This is a genomic window from Noviherbaspirillum agri, assembly GCF_054780595.1.
The window spans coordinates 200,581-216,470 of record NZ_BAAGWA010000007.1 but is presented as its reverse complement, the minus strand read 5'-3'; the positions used below and the strand labels follow the sequence as shown (position 1 = coordinate 216,470).

Annotated in this window: 11 protein-coding genes and 2 pseudogenes; 7 read left to right on the top strand and 6 right to left on the bottom strand. The window is 57.5% G+C overall.

Annotated features, from left to right (window positions below; genetic code table 11):
- Positions 1 to 696 (bottom strand): annotated as a pseudogene (locus ACYVIA_RS14495) (IS3 family transposase); the annotation flags it as partial.
- 63 nt (positions 697 to 759) lie between these two features.
- Between ACYVIA_RS14495 and ACYVIA_RS14490 the strand changes: the two are divergent.
- Positions 760 to 900: pseudogene (locus ACYVIA_RS14490) on the top strand (IS5/IS1182 family transposase); the annotation flags it as partial.
- Positions 901 to 903: 3 nt separating this feature from the next.
- Here ACYVIA_RS14490 and ACYVIA_RS14485 read toward each other — a convergent pair.
- Positions 904 to 1,452, bottom strand: a complete 549-nt coding sequence (locus tag ACYVIA_RS14485; protein ID WP_460841916.1) for an acyloxyacyl hydrolase — start codon at positions 1,450 to 1,452, stop codon at positions 904 to 906.
- 117 nt (positions 1,453 to 1,569) lie between these two features.
- The gene (locus ACYVIA_RS14480; RefSeq protein ID WP_460841914.1) at positions 1,570 to 2,439 is read right to left on the bottom strand and encodes an SMP-30/gluconolactonase/LRE family protein; all 870 of its coding nucleotides are present in this window, start codon (positions 2,437 to 2,439) and stop codon (positions 1,570 to 1,572) included.
- Positions 2,440 to 2,528: 89 nt separating this feature from the next.
- Here ACYVIA_RS14480 and ACYVIA_RS14475 point away from each other — a divergent pair, with 89 nt between their 5' ends.
- Positions 2,529 to 3,440: an NAD(P)-dependent oxidoreductase gene (locus ACYVIA_RS14475; protein WP_460841912.1), complete on the top strand. Its 912-nt coding sequence runs from the start codon at positions 2,529 to 2,531 to the stop codon at positions 3,438 to 3,440.
- Between the two features lie 61 nt (positions 3,441 to 3,501).
- The gene (locus ACYVIA_RS14470) at positions 3,502 to 5,277 is read left to right on the top strand and encodes an ABC transporter ATP-binding protein/permease (protein ID WP_460841911.1); all 1,776 of its coding nucleotides are present in this window, start codon (positions 3,502 to 3,504) and stop codon (positions 5,275 to 5,277) included.
- Positions 5,278 to 5,397: 120 nt separating this feature from the next.
- Here ACYVIA_RS14470 and ACYVIA_RS14465 read toward each other — a convergent pair whose 3' ends face one another.
- Both ACYVIA_RS14465 and ACYVIA_RS14460 read right to left on the bottom strand, forming a co-directional pair.
- The gene (locus ACYVIA_RS14465) at positions 5,398 to 6,453 is read right to left on the bottom strand and encodes a DUF2891 domain-containing protein (RefSeq protein ID WP_460841909.1); all 1,056 of its coding nucleotides are present in this window, start codon (positions 6,451 to 6,453) and stop codon (positions 5,398 to 5,400) included.
- 7 nt (positions 6,454 to 6,460) lie between these two features.
- Entirely contained in the window at positions 6,461 to 7,654 is a 1,194-nt protein-coding gene (locus tag ACYVIA_RS14460) for a M20 aminoacylase family protein (RefSeq protein ID WP_460841908.1), read from the bottom strand.
- Between the two features lie 184 nt (positions 7,655 to 7,838).
- Between ACYVIA_RS14460 and ACYVIA_RS14455 the strand changes: the two genes are divergently transcribed.
- The 3 genes from ACYVIA_RS14455 to ACYVIA_RS14445 all read left to right on the top strand — a co-directional run bounded on the left by ACYVIA_RS14455 (position 7,839) and on the right by ACYVIA_RS14445 (position 12,979).
- Positions 7,839 to 9,914: a molybdopterin-containing oxidoreductase family protein gene (locus ACYVIA_RS14455; RefSeq protein ID WP_460841906.1), complete on the top strand. Its 2,076-nt coding sequence runs from the start codon at positions 7,839 to 7,841 to the stop codon at positions 9,912 to 9,914.
- 13 nt (positions 9,915 to 9,927) lie between these two features.
- On the top strand, positions 9,928 to 11,013 hold the full coding sequence (locus ACYVIA_RS14450) for an aminopeptidase (RefSeq protein ID WP_460841905.1): 1,086 nt from the start codon (positions 9,928 to 9,930) through the stop codon (positions 11,011 to 11,013).
- Between the two features lie 286 nt (positions 11,014 to 11,299).
- Complete coding sequence (locus ACYVIA_RS14445; protein WP_460841903.1) at positions 11,300 to 12,979, top strand: long-chain-fatty-acid--CoA ligase; 1,680 nt, start codon at positions 11,300 to 11,302, stop codon at positions 12,977 to 12,979.
- A 487-nt stretch (positions 12,980 to 13,466) separates the two neighbouring features.
- Here the strand turns inward: ACYVIA_RS14445 and ACYVIA_RS14440 are convergent, their stop codons facing one another.
- The gene (locus ACYVIA_RS14440; protein WP_460841940.1) at positions 13,467 to 13,817 is read right to left on the bottom strand and encodes an acyl-CoA thioesterase; all 351 of its coding nucleotides are present in this window, start codon (positions 13,815 to 13,817) and stop codon (positions 13,467 to 13,469) included.
- Positions 13,818 to 14,013: 196 nt separating this feature from the next.
- Here ACYVIA_RS14440 and ACYVIA_RS14435 point away from each other — a divergent pair, with 196 nt between their 5' ends.
- On the top strand, positions 14,014 to 15,873 hold the full coding sequence (locus ACYVIA_RS14435) for an ABCB family ABC transporter ATP-binding protein/permease (protein WP_460841901.1): 1,860 nt from the start codon (positions 14,014 to 14,016) through the stop codon (positions 15,871 to 15,873).
- Positions 15,874 to 15,890: the final 17 nt, after the last annotated feature.

The following is a 15,890-nucleotide window of genomic DNA, read 5'->3' as shown; positions in this document are numbered from 1 at the left end:
TGGTGAAATCATCCACGATGGTCAACACCTTGATCCGCCGGCCATTGGCCAGCGCGTCACTGACGAAATCCATGGACCATACTTCATTGGGCCGGCTTGGCAGTGCCAGCGGCTCTCTTTCTACTGCAACACCATGCCGCTTGCGCCGGCGCTTTACTGCCAATCCCGCGTCCTGATAAAGGCGGAATACCCGCTTGTGGTTTGCCTCGATGCCCTCGCGCCGCAATAGCGCATGAAGGCGCCGATAGCCGAAGCGACGGCGAACGCCAGCCAGCTCAACCATGCGACTTTGCAATTGATCGTTCTCGGGTTGGGCTTTGCTCTGGTAATGCAAGACAGTGCGTGACAGTCCCACAAGCAGGCAGACACGGCGCTCGGAGATCTTCGTCTTCTCCTGCATCGCCGCCACCGCCTCACGCTTGGCCTGGGGGCTCAGTGCTTTCGGCACAACGCGACCTTCAGCGCTTCTGCATCGAGTATCGATTCGGCCAACAGCTTCTTGAGCTGGGCATTCTCCGCTTCCAGCTCCCGCAGTCGTTTCGCATCCGACACCGTCATGCCACCGAATTTGGCGCGCCAGGTGTAAAACGACGCATCGCTAAATCCATGCTGTCGGCACAGCTCTTTGACCGGAACCCCGGCATCTGCCTGCTTCAAAACACCAATAATCTGTTCGTCGGTAAACCGCTTCCTCACGTTCGTTCTCCCTTTCGAAAACGAACTTTACTAGATCCTGACTGGCACTCTTTATTGGGGGCACATCACTGGTTTAACTGTTTCCGCAAACTGCTGGTGCGCTACGAGGAGCTGCAGCGCAGTTATCTGGCCTTACATCATTTGGCGGCAGCAATAATCGTCATCCGCAAAGTATCGATGAAGGTCAATATTATTTTCGGATAGATTCTAAATCTGCCTGCCAAGCTTGATGATGGCGAAATTGACGCCGTCGTTCGGCTGCTTCATGCTGGCATTCGAAAAGTGTTGAAACTTAATGCCGAGTTCCCATTTGTTTTCAAAGACATAACCGACTCCAATGTGGTCGCCGAATTGAAATTTCGTTGAGAGTTGTCGGCCGTTATTATCGTAGCGGTCGGAAAAGATGTGTACGCCAATGCCGAGCTCCACGTAGGGCCCTTTCAGGCTATTCCTCTGAAGTCTAAATACGGGGGTAATTCCGGCGCCTCCGATATTTTGGGAGCGGTTCGACATGTCTTGGAAGCGCATACCGTGCCAATAAGCGACGTTGAGATTCCAATAGCCGCCGATATGGGTTCCATTCGAATCCCACCAACGTTTGTCCCAGTTCCATTGGACGCCGACCGACCCCGTTCTTGTCTTATTGCCGCTGCCAATCTCGACTGCAATTGAGTCTGCAGCGTTCCCAGAAATTGGTGCGCAAAAAAAAGTTGCGCACAGCGCGAAAGCGCTGAAATTCTTGACATTGAAGCGCATGTACGAACGCCTTCAGGGCTGGTTATTCTGATTGCGCTGAGGGAGCACAACTTGGACTTCTTCGAAATTCTAGCCAGAGTCAGTCCTCGCACAGAAATAACGATGCACAAGTTTGATTCAGGACAGATACGCAGGCTCGACGCGGCCAGGCACGTCCACGCAAAGCGACAGCACGCAGCCTGAAAGTGGATGGTCTTTGAGCTCGTCCTCCTTGCGATTGTGGCGTGCTGTGGTGATATAGAGGGTGCGCAAGTCATCGCCACCGAATGCAACCATTGTGGGGCAACGGACCGGCAAGGAAATCTCGGCAAGTATGTCGCCACTTGGAGACAGGCGTAGCAGGCGACCGCCTTCATACATGGCGCACCAATACGTGTTTTCACTATCGACGGCGGCGCCATCGGGACGCCCACCGTAACTATTCGTTCTGTCAGGCGAAAACTGCTTGAAAACGCGGCTCGTTCCCACACTGCCTGTTGTGAGATCAAAGTCGTAGGCGCGGATGCAATGTGCGGTTGTATCGGCGTGGTAGAGGGTTGAATCGTCGATACTAAATGCGACACCGTTCGATACGGTGACCGGATGCCCCACGTCGCGGATTACGCCGCGCTCAATGCAGTACAAGGTGGCGCCCGGTCGATCACGTGGTTCGTAGAGCGAACCTACCCATAACCGTCCCTTCGCATCACAGCGCCCATCATTGAAACGCACTCGCGAGGGATCAAAAGGTGCGTCGAGTAGAGGGCTCAATTTGCCCGAAACTGTGTCCAGAATCTCCACCCCTGACCGCATGGCTACGATCAGCCCGCCGTCGGCACAGCGCGCAATACATCCGGGCTCGGATGGCAGCCCCCAAGCGATATGTGCATTGCTCTCCGGATGCAAGCGATGTACGGCACGCCCCGCAATATCGATCCAATACAGAGCTCGCTCACAGGGATGCCACAGGGGCGACTCGCCTAACAACATCGGAGTATCGAACGCCATCTGAACATTGCTCGTCGACATAAGCAGTGGAATTTTGAGATGATGACGCACCATTATGCTATCAATCGATTCTCTTTGAAGGAGCGCTCATGACTGTTTCCCCTCGGCTACCAACGCTCGCATTCTTAGGCACCGGGCTCATGGGCAAACCAATGGCTTCGCGACTATTGCAGGCGGGATATCCGCTGTCGGCATGGAACCGAACGCGGTCGAAGGCGGAGCCGCTCGAGTTACTGGGAGCTGCAGTGGCCGATACGCCGGGCGAAGCCGTGCAGGGCGCAGATATCGTCATCACGATGCTGGAGGCGGGGCCTGCAGTTGGACAGGTGCTCGACATGGCGACGCCTGCGCTCCGGCTGGGTGCCCTGGTGGTTGACATGAGTTCGACCCGGCAGTCGGAGGCCAAGGAATTCCAGGCGAGGCTGGCTGCATGCGGTGTTGGATTCATCGATGCACCCGTCTCCGGCGGTGTGCTGGGTGCCGAGGCGGGAACGCTGGCGATCATGGCGGGTGGCAGTGCAAGTGACTTTGCACGTGCCGAACCTGTCCTGACGGTCTTGGGGCGACCTACGCGTGTTGGTGAGCCCGGCTGCGGACAGCTGGCCAAACTCTGCAACCAGCTGATTGTTGGAGGAACGCTCAGCATTGTCGCCGAAGCGCTTCTGTTGGCGGAAGCCGGAGGGGCGGACCCCGCTGCGGTTCGCAGCGCAATTCGCGGCGGCTTTGCCGAAAGCCGCATTCTTGAGGTCCATGGGCAGCGTATGCTCGAGCGGAATTTCATGCCGGGCGGCCAGGTAAAAAGCCAGACGAAGGATCTGGATAATGTGCTGGCCGCCGCCAGCGCGGCTGGTGTGAAATTGCCGGTTACCGAGCTGGTTACCCAATGCTTCCGAAGCATCCTCGACCTCGTTCCCAATGCCGACCAGTCCGCGGCTTTGCTCGCACTGGAAAAACTGAATCCGGGAAAACGCATTGGCACTGCACCTGATCGGCTACCCTGATGCGCATAGACACATTACGCCGATGTCTTGAGCCAGCAAGTGGCGTTTTCAGATAAGTGCAATGACAGCTCGCATTCGAGAACGTACCGACTGGCGTGCAGTATGGCTGCTCATCAAGCCGTACTGGATGTCCGAAGAGAAGTGGACGGCGCGCGGCCTGCTTGGTGCAGTGGTTATCCTTGCGCTTGGCCTGGTCTACCTCGACGTGCTGTTCAACGAGTGGAACCGCGATTTCTACAATGCGTTGGAAAACAAGGACTTCGGCGTCTTTCGCGAGCAACTGTGGCGGTTTTCCTACCTCGCCTTCATCTATATCGCCGTAGCGATCTATCGTGTCTACCTCACGCAGTCGCTGCAGATGCGCTGGCGCCTATGGATGACGCGTCAGTATCTTGACGAATGGCTGAGCAACCAGGCCTACTACCGAATCGAGCAGGCGCGCAGTGCCGACAACCCCGACCAGCGGATTTCGGAGGACCTGAACTACCTGACCAGCGGAACATTGGATCTTTCGCTGGGACTCCTGTCCAGTGTCGTGAGTCTGCTGTCCTTCATCGGCATACTGTGGTCGGTGAGCGGGCCACTCTCCATCATGATCGGATCGCAGGACATCACAGTCCCCGGTTACATGGTGTGGTTTGCGATTGCGTATGCTGCGATCGGTTCCCTGCTCGTCTGGTGGATTGGCAAGCCGCTGGTATTGCTTAACTTCAACCATCAACACTACGAAGCGGACTTTCGCTTCGGGCTTGTGCGTATTCGGGAGCATGCCGAACCGGTCGCCCTGTACCGCGGCGAGGCGCAGGAGCACCGTCAGCTTGCCGGCCGGCTTGAATGGATCTGGAAAAACTGGTGGTCGATCATGCGCACGACCAAGCGTCTGAATGTGGCGTCCAATTTCTATGACCAGTTTGCGATCATCTTCCCCTTCCTTGTCGGTGCGCCGCGGTATTTTTCGGGCGCCATCACCTTGGGCGGACTGATGCAGATTGCTTCGGCATTCGGCCATGTACAACAGGCGCTCTCCTGGTTCATCAATGCTTTCGGTTCGCTCGCGGCGTGGAAAGCCAGCGTGAACCGCCTGGCGGGCTTTCATGCCGCAGTTAGCACCGCAAAGATGCAGGCATCTGGCATTACCGTGGAAAGGAACAATGTCGGCGCGATCTTGCTCGACCGCGTAGTGTTAAGACTTCCTCATGGAGCCGAATTGAACGAGCCGATGTCGGGCGAGATCCATGCCGGCCAGTGCATTCTTGTCACCGGCCCTTCTGGATGCGGCAAGTCGACGCTCTTCCGGGCGATGGCCGGAATCTGGCCTTACGGTAGCGGCCATATCGAAATCCCAAGCGGCATGAGGTTGCTGTTTTTGCCGCAGAAGAGTTACCTGCCGATCGGGACGCTACGTGCAGCGCTTGCTTACCCCGCGCCGGAAGGTGCATACAAGGATCTCGCAATCCGCCACTATCTCGTGCTGTGCCGGCTTCCGCATCTGCAAGAAAAATTGAATGATGTCGACAACTGGAGCCAGCGCCTGTCGCCAGGGGAACAGCAGCGCGTGGCTTTTGTGCGTGCATTACTGGCTCGCCCACAGGTCTTGTTTCTCGATGAGGCGACCAGCGCACTCGATGCGGACACGGAGCAGGCCTTATATGAGCTGGTGCTGAAAGAATTGCCGGGCATCTCGCTCGTCAGCATCGCGCACCGGGATGTCGTGGCGAAGTATCATCAAATCCATTGGCGGTTTGTTGACGACGCACCAGAACGCGACAACTCCGCCTCTGCAACTGCCCAGCATCGCTATACCGTGCGCAAGTTCAACGAGGCCGCCTGCGAATGATGACGAAGAATCGCCTTATTGGCGACCGGCCTGCACGTATGTTGCGCAGACCCATCACCGTTTGTATACGATGAGTCGCATCATCTCATCCCCCGTAATGCTGGTGCACTCTTTCTGACTTTAACGCTCGGTCAATGCAAGCAATGCGAAACTCGCCAGCCAGTGCGTTCCGGCATAGTCGCCATGCACTGCATGCAGCAGCGAAGCGGCGAGGTGTGCGTCGATGGCTGTCGCTACCGCAGGAACCAGTTCCTGCGGTAACTGCTGAACGAGCATCCTCCAACACCATGCACGCGAGAGATTGAGTCCGTCCAGGTGCGCAAGCTTGGGGTCGGAGCGGTCGCTCACAATAACGGGCGTTAGCCATGTCTGCAGATCATGCACCGTCGGGCAGAAGACCTGCCACCAGTCCGCATAGCTGCAGCCATCGACGATACGCATCATCAATACCGCTTCCATCAAGCCGGGTGACAGAAAGTCCTCCCCACTTGGTTCGTACGCAGCGGGATAGCGACGGTCTCGACCGTACCAGTCATTCGCCTTCTCAACGATCCGCTTGCGCAGCGCGACGTGCTGGATGGTTTCGGCGTAGTCGAGCGCAAACAACAGACCAAAAGCGCTATTCGTATGCGTCCCGCAGCGGATGGGGTGGCCGGCGAGTGGAAGAAACTGCAGATACCGCTCAACGAAGGCGTCCGCCAGCGGCGCCAATGCGCCGGACCATGCACCGGCACGATGGTCGGAGTCTGACAACGCCAGCAGCTCGGCCTGCAGTTTGAACAACCATGCCCAGCCATAGGTGCGCTCGAACGACTGGCGTGACGGTTGCCCGAGGTAGGCGACCTCTGCGGAGATGTTTGCCTCGGTAAAGCGATGGTCGAAGGCGAGGTGGATGCTTTCGGCTTCCGGCAATTCCGGGAAAAGGCGCAGCAGTCGCGCCAGCGTCCAGTGCATGTGTACGCAGGAGTGCCAGTCGAAGCTGCCGAAAAACGCCGGGTGCAGCTCGCGTGGCGCCCGCACGTCCGATGCATCGTTGAGCACATGATCGAGCTTGTTTGGATACTCGCGCTCGACATTGGCCAGGGCGATGCGCGCAAGCGGCGAGGCATGGATCGCAGCGACCGAATCGAACGAGGCGGGCGAGGCGTCAGCACTTGCAGTACGTGCTGAAAGCATAGCGGCGTTACGCCTTTTTCAGATAGGACTCGACGAGACGTACCCAATAGGTCGCACCAATCGGCAGCAGCTCATCGTTGAAGTCATAACTCGGGTTGTGCAGATTGCATGGTCCGAGGCCATGGCCCGCTTCCCGATGCAGGCCTTCGCCATTGCCGATAAATACGTAGCATCCCGGCTTCTCCTGCAGCATGAATGCGAAATCCTCCGCACCCATGGTGGGTTCGATGTTGGTGTCGACATTCTTCTCGCCAACAACGGATTTCAGCACCTCCACGGCGAACGCGGTTTCCTTTGCATGGTTTACGAGTGGCGGGTAATTCCGCGTGAAGCTGAAGTCGACCTCGGCGTCGAAAGCGGCACTGGTGTGCTCGGCAATGGCGCGCATGCGCTGTTCCATCAGATCCAGAGTCGGCGTGCTGAAGGTGCGGACAGTGCCAATCAGGGTCGCTTCATCCGGAATGACGTTGGTCGCGCTTCCGGCATGGATCTGCGTAATCGACAGCACCGCAGCTTCGAGCGGATTCTTGTTGCGTGCCACAATGGTCTGCCAGCTTTGCGCAATCTGGATTGCGACCATGATCGGGTCGATGCCTTTGTGCGGCTGCGCAGCATGCGAGCCTTTGCCGCGAACTGTGACCTCGAATTCATTCGAGGAGGCCATCATCGGCCCGGGGGTGACGCCAAAGCAGCCAACCGGCACACCCGGCCAGTTGTGCATGCCGAACACGGCGTCCATCGGACACTGGCGGAACAGGCCGTCATCCATCATCCGCTTCGCACCGCCGCCGCCTTCTTCCGCCGGTTGGAAAATCACGTAAGCCGTGCCATCAAAGTCGCGCTGCCGGGAGAGATGCCGTGCCGCGCCGAGGAGCATCGCCACATGTCCGTCGTGACCGCATGCGTGCATCTTTCCGGCATTCCTGGATGCATGGGAGAAGGTATTGATTTCCTGGACGGGCAGTGCGTCCATGTCGGCACGCAGGCCGATTGCACGATTGCTCGTGCCGTTCTTGATCACGCCGACGACACCGGTAATGCCGAGCCCGCGGATAACGGGGATGCCCCATTCCGTCAATTTCTGGGAAATGACATCGGCAGTGCGACGTTCTTCAAAGCAGAGTTCGGGATGCGCGTGGATATCGCGCCGGATTTGTGACAGTTCCGACTGGAACTCGATGATCGGGTCAATCAACTTCATTGCTATCTCCACATGGCCGCGAGTTGCGGGGAGTTGCTTCTGAGAATGCGTGGCATGCTTAATGTAGGTATATTACGCTGAGCCTCGTACGGCATATTTTAACGACTGCTGGCGCCGCCCGACGATAGATCGAACGGGGTTCCCGGCAGATTCTCTCTTGAACTGACCACCGCCGAGTTGTGCAATGACGACATCAACGATACGCGCGACCTGCCCGCATGATTGCCCCGATACCTGTGCCCTGCTTGTGACCGTGGAAGGCGGCGTCGCAACCCAGGTGCGAGGCGATCCCGATCATCCCACCACAGCCGGAGTGCTGTGCACCAAGGTCGCCCGCTATGCCGAGCGCACCTACCACAAGGACCGTTTGCTCACACCGATGAAGCGCATCGGCAGGAAAGGCGAAGGGCGCTTTGCGCCGATCAGCTGGGACGAGGCGCTCGATACCATTGCAGCTCTCCTGAAAGAGATCGCATCGCGCAATCCCCAGGCGATCCTGCCCTATAGCTATGCGGGGACGATGGGGTTGGTCCAGGGCGAATCGATGGCGGCGCGCTTCTTTCACAAACTGGGCGCGTCGCTGCTGGATCGCACAATCTGCGCTTCTGCAGGTGGCACCGGTTATAAGTACACGATTGGTGCGCGCATCGGGACGGACCTTGAGCAATTTCAGAATGCCAAGCTGATCCTGATCTGGGGCGGCAATCCGATCGCCTCCAACCTGCATTTCTGGATGCGTGCGCAGGAAGCCAAGCGCCGCGGCGCAAAACTGATCGCGATTGATCCCTACCGCTCGCTCACTGCGGAGAAGTGCCACCAGCATATTGCGCTGATGCCGGGCACCGATGCAGCGCTCGCCTTGGGCATGATGCATGTGCTGATCGCGGAGAACCTGATCGATGCAGACTACGTCGAACGTTACACGCTTGGTTTTGATCAGTTGCGGGAGCGGGTAAAGGAGTGGACTCCACAACGCACCGCCGAGGTCTGCGGCATTACGGCAGACGAGGTCGAGCAGCTGGCGCGCGACTATGGAAGTGTTGCAAAGCGTGGCGAGCCGGTTGCGATCCGCCTCAATTACGGTGTGCAGCGCGTGCACGGAGGTGGAATGGCGGTGCGTAATATCGCCTGCCTACCTGCGCTTGTTGGTGCGTGGCGCCATGCAGCGGGCGGCATTCAGCTTTCTTCGTCCGACACCTTCCCGAAAAATAATCATGCGTTGCAGCGTCCCGACTTGCTGCCCACGGAGCGACCACGTACCATCAACATGAGCACCATCGGCGATGACCTCTTGCGAGATTCATCATCGAAATTCGGGCCGAAGATCGAAGCATTGATTGTCTACAACTCAAACCCGGTTGCCGTCGCGCCCGAGTCCCGCAAAGTGGCACAGGGGTTCGCGCGCGAAGACCTGTTCACGGTGGTGCTCGAGCATTTTCGAACCGACACGGCGGATTATGCCGACATCATCCTGCCGGCGACGACACAGCTGGAACATGTGGACGTGCATTCTGCATATGGCCATTCCTACATGATGGCCAACAATGCAGCGATTGCCCCGTTGGGACAAGCCAAGTCGAACACCGAGATCTTCCGGCTGCTTGCAGCGCGCATGGGATTCGACGATGCCTGCTTCAAGGAGAACGATGATGAAATTGCAGCGCAGGCCTTCAACCGCAAGGACGAGCGCGCCATTCATTTCGACTGGGATTCGCTCAAGCGCAAAGGCTGGCAGAAGCTGAATGTGGCAGAAGCATCATTTGCACAGGGCGGATTTCCCACGCCGTCCGGCAAGTGCGAGTTCTATTCGGCGCGCATGCAGGCCGACGGACTTGATCCTTTGCCAGGCTATATCCCTCCGCATGAATCTCCTGCGAGCAGTCCTCAGTTGGCAAAAGCATATCCACTGGCAATGATTTCTCCGCCAGCAAGGAACTTTCTCAACAGCACCTTCGTCAATGTGGAGAGTCTGCGCGATACGGAAGGCGAACCGCACCTCGATATCCATCCCGCCGATGCGGCACAACGCAGCATTGATGATGGCGATCAGGTACGTATCTTCAACCAGCGCGGATCATTCGTCGCCAAGGCGCGCGTGACCGACAAGGCACGCAGGGGACTGGTAGTTGGCTTGTCGATATGGTGGAAGAAGTTTGCCGCCGATGGCAAGAACGCTAACGAAGTCACCAGCCAGCGCCTGACCGACATGGGCAACGCACCCACGTTTTACGATGTGCTGGTGCAGGTGGAGAAGGTGTAGGCAGGACATGAAGATGAAGTGGCGGGCTTTGGTTTTTTGCGGCGTGGCGGCGATGGTCGGCGGTTGCGCACAGTTGGGTTACTTTGCACAGGCGGCGCACGGACAATTGTCCCTGATGGCCGAAGCAAAGCCGATCGACGAATGGCTCGCCAATCCAGGCGTCGAGGACAAGCTCAAAGGCAAGCTCGCCAAGATCAAGGACATTCGTGCATTCGCTGCGCGCGAACTCGGGCTGCCGGACAACGGCAGCTACACCACCTACGCCGACCTCAAGCGCCCTTACGTGCTCTGGAATGTCGTCGCAACGGAAGAGTTTTCGTTGAAGCCCGTGCAATGGTGCTTCCCTGTTGCCGGATGTGTGAACTACCGCGGCTACTACAGCGAAGAAGGCGCAAAAACCTATGCGGCGGAGCTGCGCGCAGCGAAGTACGATGTCGACGTAGGCGGTGTCACAGCCTACTCCACGCTCGGCTGGTTCAAGGATCCCGTGTTATCCACTTTCATCAAGTATCCGGACGTCGAACTGGCAAGGCTCGTATTCCATGAGCTCGCTCATCAAGTCGTCTACGTGCCGGGTGACTCACGCTTTAACGAAGCGTTCGCTGTGGCCGTCGAAGAGGCGGGCATGGAGCGCTGGATGGCGGTTCGTGGTGACGACAAGATGCGCGAGGCATACGCTGCGTATAAGCACCGCAAGCAGGATTTTCTCGCACTGTTGATGAAGCATCGCAACGCGCTGGAAGCGAACTACGAGCGAGATGTCAGCAAGGAGGAAAAGCGCAGGGAAAAAGCTGCGATCTTCAAGGCACTGAAGGACGAGTATCTGGTGCTGAAAGAATCGTGGGGCGGCTACGCGGGATACGACCGCTGGTTCGCTGAACCCTTGTCCAATGCCCACTTGTCTGCCGTCGCCACCTATCATGACCTCGTGCCGGCCTTCCGCGCGCTGCTCGCCGAGAAGAAGAGCATGGAAAAGTTCTATGAGTCGGCACGCGCATTGGCCAGCCTCGACAAGGACGAACGACATAGCAAGCTCGCAAGTCTCGCACCGGTCCCGTCAATCACTGCCGCAAACGAACAAGCGGCTATCGCGCAATAACGGCACCGGCATCGCTGCGCGGCATGCTGCCGCAAACAATAACCACAATCACAAAGCGACCCTTGGCGGTCGCTTTGTCACATCTGGGACAAACGATTTCGGGCGCGCCGCGTGCCTCCGCTTTGTTGCGATGCAATAAGTTGGATGGGATAGAAGAATTGTTCTGATCTTGTTTAAAAGACTTGCACGCTGGCGCGGCCACCGATAGCATCTATGTTAAAAAAAGAATCGGTCGTTCGATTATTTCGCAACCAGTACCAATCCAAAACAATACAAGAGGCAGACAATGGAAAAAATGTGGCTGAAGTCGTATCCCCAAGGCGTTCCGGCGGAAATCGATTACACGCAGTACCGTTCGCTGGTTCACCTGATGGAGGAGGCGTTCCAGAAGTATGCGTCCCGTAATGCATACGTATGCATGGACAAGTTCCTCACCTATGCGGAAGTCGACGACTACTCCAGGCGACTGGGGGCCTGGTTGCAAAGCAAAGGGCTGAAGAAAGGCGCACGCGTCGCCATCATGATGCCGAATGTCTTGCAGTATCCGATCGCACTGGCTGCTGTACTGCGTGCCGGCTATACCGTTGTCAACGTCAATCCGCTCTACACCCCGCGCGAACTCGAGCATCAGCTCAAGGATTCCGGCTCGGAAGCGATCATCATCCTGGAGAACTTCGCCACCACGCTGGAGCAGGTGATCAGTCGCACCCCGGTAAAGCACGTTGTCGTTGCGAGCATGGGCGAAATGCTCGGCGGCCTCAAAGGCATGATCGTCAACTTCGTTGTTCGCAATGTAAAGAAGATGGTGCCGGCCTTCTCGCTGCCGAATGCTGTCCGCTTCAAGCAGGTATTGGCCGAAGGCGCACGCATGACGCTCAAGCCAGTTGACATCAGCCAGGAAGACGTCGCCTTCCTGCAATACACCGGCGGCACGACAGGCGTGTCAAAGGGCGCGACGCTGGTTCATCGCAACGTCATTGCCAACGTTCTGCAGAACGAAGCGTGGGCAAAACCGGTACTGGAAAAGGAACCGAAGGTCGATGCGCTGACCATTGTCTGCGCACTGCCGCTATACCACATCTTCGCGCTGACAGCATGCTGCCTGTTCGGTACACGTGCCGGCGCATTGAATATCCTGATTCCGAACCCGCGTGATATTCCGGGCTTCGTCAAGGAACTGGCGAAGTACAAGTTCAACATGCTGCCTGCAGTGAACACGCTGTACAACGGCCTGCTGAACAATCCTGATTTTGCCAAGCTCGACTTTTCGATGCTCAAGGTCTGCAACGGTGGTGGCATGGCCGTGCAGAAGGCGGTGAATGACAAGTGGCTCAAGGTGACTGGCAAGCCGATCCTGGAAGGTTATGGCTTGTCTGAAACCGCACCGGTGGCAACCGCCAATCCGCCATCCGATGAATTCAGCGGCACGATCGGTCTGCCGATTCCGTCGACCGACATCGCGATCCTCGATGATGATGGCAAGCCGGTGCCGCTTGGCCAGCCGGGAGAAATCGCCATTCGTGGTCCGCAAGTCATGGTCGGTTACTGGAACCGCCCGGACGAGACGGCAAAGGTCATGACGCAGGACGGCTTCTTCAAGTCGGGTGACGTCGGCATCATGGATGAGCGCGGCTTCGTGAAGATCGTTGACCGCAAGAAGGACATGATCCTGGTCTCGGGCTTCAACGTGTATCCGAACGAAATCGAGGCGGTTGTTGCAGCGCATCCAGGGGTGCTGGAGTGTGCCTGCATTGGCGTGCCGGATGCAAACTCCGGTGAAGCTGTGAAGCTGTTCGTCGTACGCAAGGATCCGGCATTGACGGTGGATGAGCTGATGAACTACTGCAAGGAGCAGTTCACCGCATACAAGAAGCCGAAGTACATCGAGTTCCGCGACGAGTTGCCGAAGACGAACGTCGGCAAGATCCTGCGCCGCGAACTGCGTGACGAAAAGAAGGCCGCGTAATACGGTCGATGTCCGAGCAAAACAAAACCGCCTGCATGTCAGGCGGTTTTGTTTTTGTGGCGGAGATTTTGTGGAAGTCAGGCCGCAAACCTGCGACATCCATATGCACGTCATGTAGAAGCGGTTGTAGTGCTATTGCCGTTTCCTGCGCGACGATCGGCCTGCGTTTCTTTTCAGCCGAGGCTTTCCGGTGCATACAAAGTGGATATTCGCCAGACAGATTGGGACGATTTGAGATGACAGCAGGTGCATTCAGAGCATGACACTCGGTCGTACCGGCGAGCCAGAGAAACATGCAGAGTCAAGCTCAGGAACGATGAGCTGTATGTAATCCCGATATTTTCCGCGAAGAGGATATGGTGACGAGTGCTGCCAGTACAGCAAGCAGGCGTGCAAACCGTACGAAAAAGATTCGGCTCAAAGCCAGGGCTGCAGGCTATTCAGGCGCGAATCACCGAGGGGATGAAACGATGTCTCCGACGAAATACTACGCATCCAGCGGCGGCACGAGACGAGGCTTGCGATCTTCGTCCGTCGCGACGTAGGTGAGCGTGGCTTCGGTTACCTTGACGGTTTCGACCTGCAGGCGGTTGCGTTCCGCATAGACTTCCACGTTGACGGTAATGGAGGTTTTCCCTACCTTGACGATGTCCGCGTAAAAGGAAAGCAAATCGCCAACAAACACCGGTTGCTTGAAGAGGAAGGAATTCACCGCGATCGTTGCCACCCTGCCATTGGCGCGTCGCACGGCGGGCAGGGAGCCGGCGATATCCACCTGCGCCATGATCCAGCCGCCGAACACGTCGCCATGGACATTGGCATCGGCTGGCATGGGCATGACGCGCAGTTGCGGAACTTTTCCTTCCGGCAGGCTGGTTTGGTGGTTATCTGTCACGAGATCCTCCTTGAAATCATCTGGTTTTATTGTGGCGCCTGCGTCCGGCATTGCCGCTTGGGCACGCCAAGTTGAGCGGCAGGCGCTACGCTACAATCGACAAGCCGAAGCATAAACCATTCTCTCCGATTGTTTCTCCATGCGCCGCCATTCTGTATCATCCCCCGAGCCCGCCGCCAATCAGGGCACACGTAACGACTGGGCTACGCTCAAAACCCTGATTCCATATTTATGGGCGTATAAGTGGCGCGTGCTTCTCGCGTTGGCTTTCCTTGTGGGAGCCAAACTCGCCAATGTCGGCGTGCCGTTGGTACTGAAAGCGTTGATCGATCACATGACGATCCGCCCGGACAATCCCCAGGCATTGCTCGTGCTGCCGGTGGGGATATTGATTGCCTATGGTGCGCTACGGCTGAGCACGACCGTCTTTACGGAACTGCGCGAATTCGTATTTGCGAAAGTGACGCAGCGCGCGGTACGCACCATTGCATTGAAGGTCTTCCGGCACCTGCATTCGCTGTCCTTGCGCTTTCACCTGAATCGCCAGACCGGCGGCATGACGCGTGATATCGAGCGCGGCACACGGGGTATTTCTTCGCTGGTTTCCTACACCTTGTACAGCATCCTGCCCACGCTGGTGGAAATCACGCTGGTGATCGGTTATCTGGTGCTCAACTACGATATCTGGTTTGCGGCAATCACTTTTTCCGCGCTGCTGGTGTACGTGGTCTTCACCGTTGCGGTTACCGAGTGGCGCACGCATTTCCGCCGCACCATGAATGATCTCGATTCGAAGGCGAATACCAAGGCGATCGATTCGCTGATCAACTACGAGACGGTCAAATACTTCGGCAACGAAGATTATGAGGCGCGCCGTTATGATCAGAGCCTGCAGAGCTGGGAGACCGCCGCGGTGAAGTCGCAGACATCGCTGTCGCTGCTGAATTCCGGCCAGTCATTGATCATCGCGACTGCAGTGACACTGATCCTGTGGCGCGCAACGCAGGGTGTGATTGACGGAAAAATGACGCTGGGCGACCTGGTGCTGGTCAACGCCTTCATGATCCAGTTGTACATCCCATTGAATTTCCTCGGCGTTATCTACCGTGAAATCAAGCAAAGTCTTGCCGACATGGAGCGACTGTTCACCCTGCTCGAGCAGAATCGTGAAGTGGCTGACGCGCCCGACGCAAAGCCGCTTGCAGTGCGTGGTGCCGAAGTGCGCTTCTCGCATGTCAACTTCAGCTATGAATCGAAGAGGCAGATCCTGTTTGATGTTGATTTCGCCATCCCTGCCGGAAGCACGACGGCAGTGGTCGGGCACAGCGGCTCCGGCAAGTCGACCATGTCGCGCCTGCTGTTCCGCTTCTACGACGTCACCAACGGCAGCATCACCATCGACGGGCAGGACTTGCGAGATGTGACGCAGGAGTCCCTGCGCAAGGCGATCGGCATCGTGCCGCAGGACACCGTGCTGTTCAATGACACGATCGAATACAACATCGCGTACGGCAAGCCCGAGGCAAGCAAGGACGAGATCATCGCCGCCGCTAAGGCCGCCTATATCCATGATTTCATCGAGAGCCTTCCGGACGGTTATGCGACCATGGTGGGCGAGCGCGGTCTGAAGCTGTCCGGCGGGGAGAAGCAACGGGTGGCCATTGCGCGCACCTTGTTGAAGAGCCCGGCGATCCTGATCTTCGACGAGGCAACATCCGCACTGGATTCACGCGCCGAGCAGGCGATCCAGGCCCAGTTGAGGGAAATCGCAAAGGAACGGACAACGCTTGTCATCGCACACCGCTTGTCCACCGTCGCGGACGCGGAGCAAATCCTGGTGCTGGATCATGGGCGCATCATCGAACGCGGCACGCATGCCGAGCTCTTGGCCAAGGAGGGCGCCTATGCCCAAATGTGGTCGAGACAGCAGGCGCGCCAGGAACCTTCGGTCTCTTCCTCTCGCCCGGACGATCTGCCCGAGGAGTCAGCAGTTGCCTGACGCTTGGTTTCTGCCGG

Coding starts and splice junctions, on each gene's coding strand:
- ACYVIA_RS14475 (WP_460841912.1), top strand. CDS start 2,529: ATGACTGTTTCCCCTCGGCTACCAACGCTCGCATTCTTAGGCACCGGG.
- ACYVIA_RS14450 (WP_460841905.1), top strand. CDS start 9,928: ATGAAGTGGCGGGCTTTGGTTTTTTGCGGCGTGGCGGCGATGGTCGGC.
- ACYVIA_RS14460 (WP_460841908.1), bottom strand. CDS start 7,654: ATGAAGTTGATTGACCCGATCATCGAGTTCCAGTCGGAACTGTCACAA.
- ACYVIA_RS14465 (WP_460841909.1), bottom strand. CDS start 6,453: ATGCTTTCAGCACGTACTGCAAGTGCTGACGCCTCGCCCGCCTCGTTC.
- ACYVIA_RS14480 (WP_460841914.1), bottom strand. CDS start 2,439: ATGGCGTTCGATACTCCGATGTTGTTAGGCGAGTCGCCCCTGTGGCAT.
- ACYVIA_RS14435 (WP_460841901.1), top strand. CDS start 14,014: ATGCGCCGCCATTCTGTATCATCCCCCGAGCCCGCCGCCAATCAGGGC.
- ACYVIA_RS14485 (WP_460841916.1), bottom strand. CDS start 1,452: ATGCGCTTCAATGTCAAGAATTTCAGCGCTTTCGCGCTGTGCGCAACT.
- ACYVIA_RS14470 (WP_460841911.1), top strand. CDS start 3,502: ATGACAGCTCGCATTCGAGAACGTACCGACTGGCGTGCAGTATGGCTG.
- ACYVIA_RS14445 (WP_460841903.1), top strand. CDS start 11,300: ATGGAAAAAATGTGGCTGAAGTCGTATCCCCAAGGCGTTCCGGCGGAA.
- ACYVIA_RS14455 (WP_460841906.1), top strand. CDS start 7,839: ATGACGACATCAACGATACGCGCGACCTGCCCGCATGATTGCCCCGAT.
- ACYVIA_RS14440 (WP_460841940.1), bottom strand. CDS start 13,817: ATGCCCATGCCAGCCGATGCCAATGTCCATGGCGACGTGTTCGGCGGC.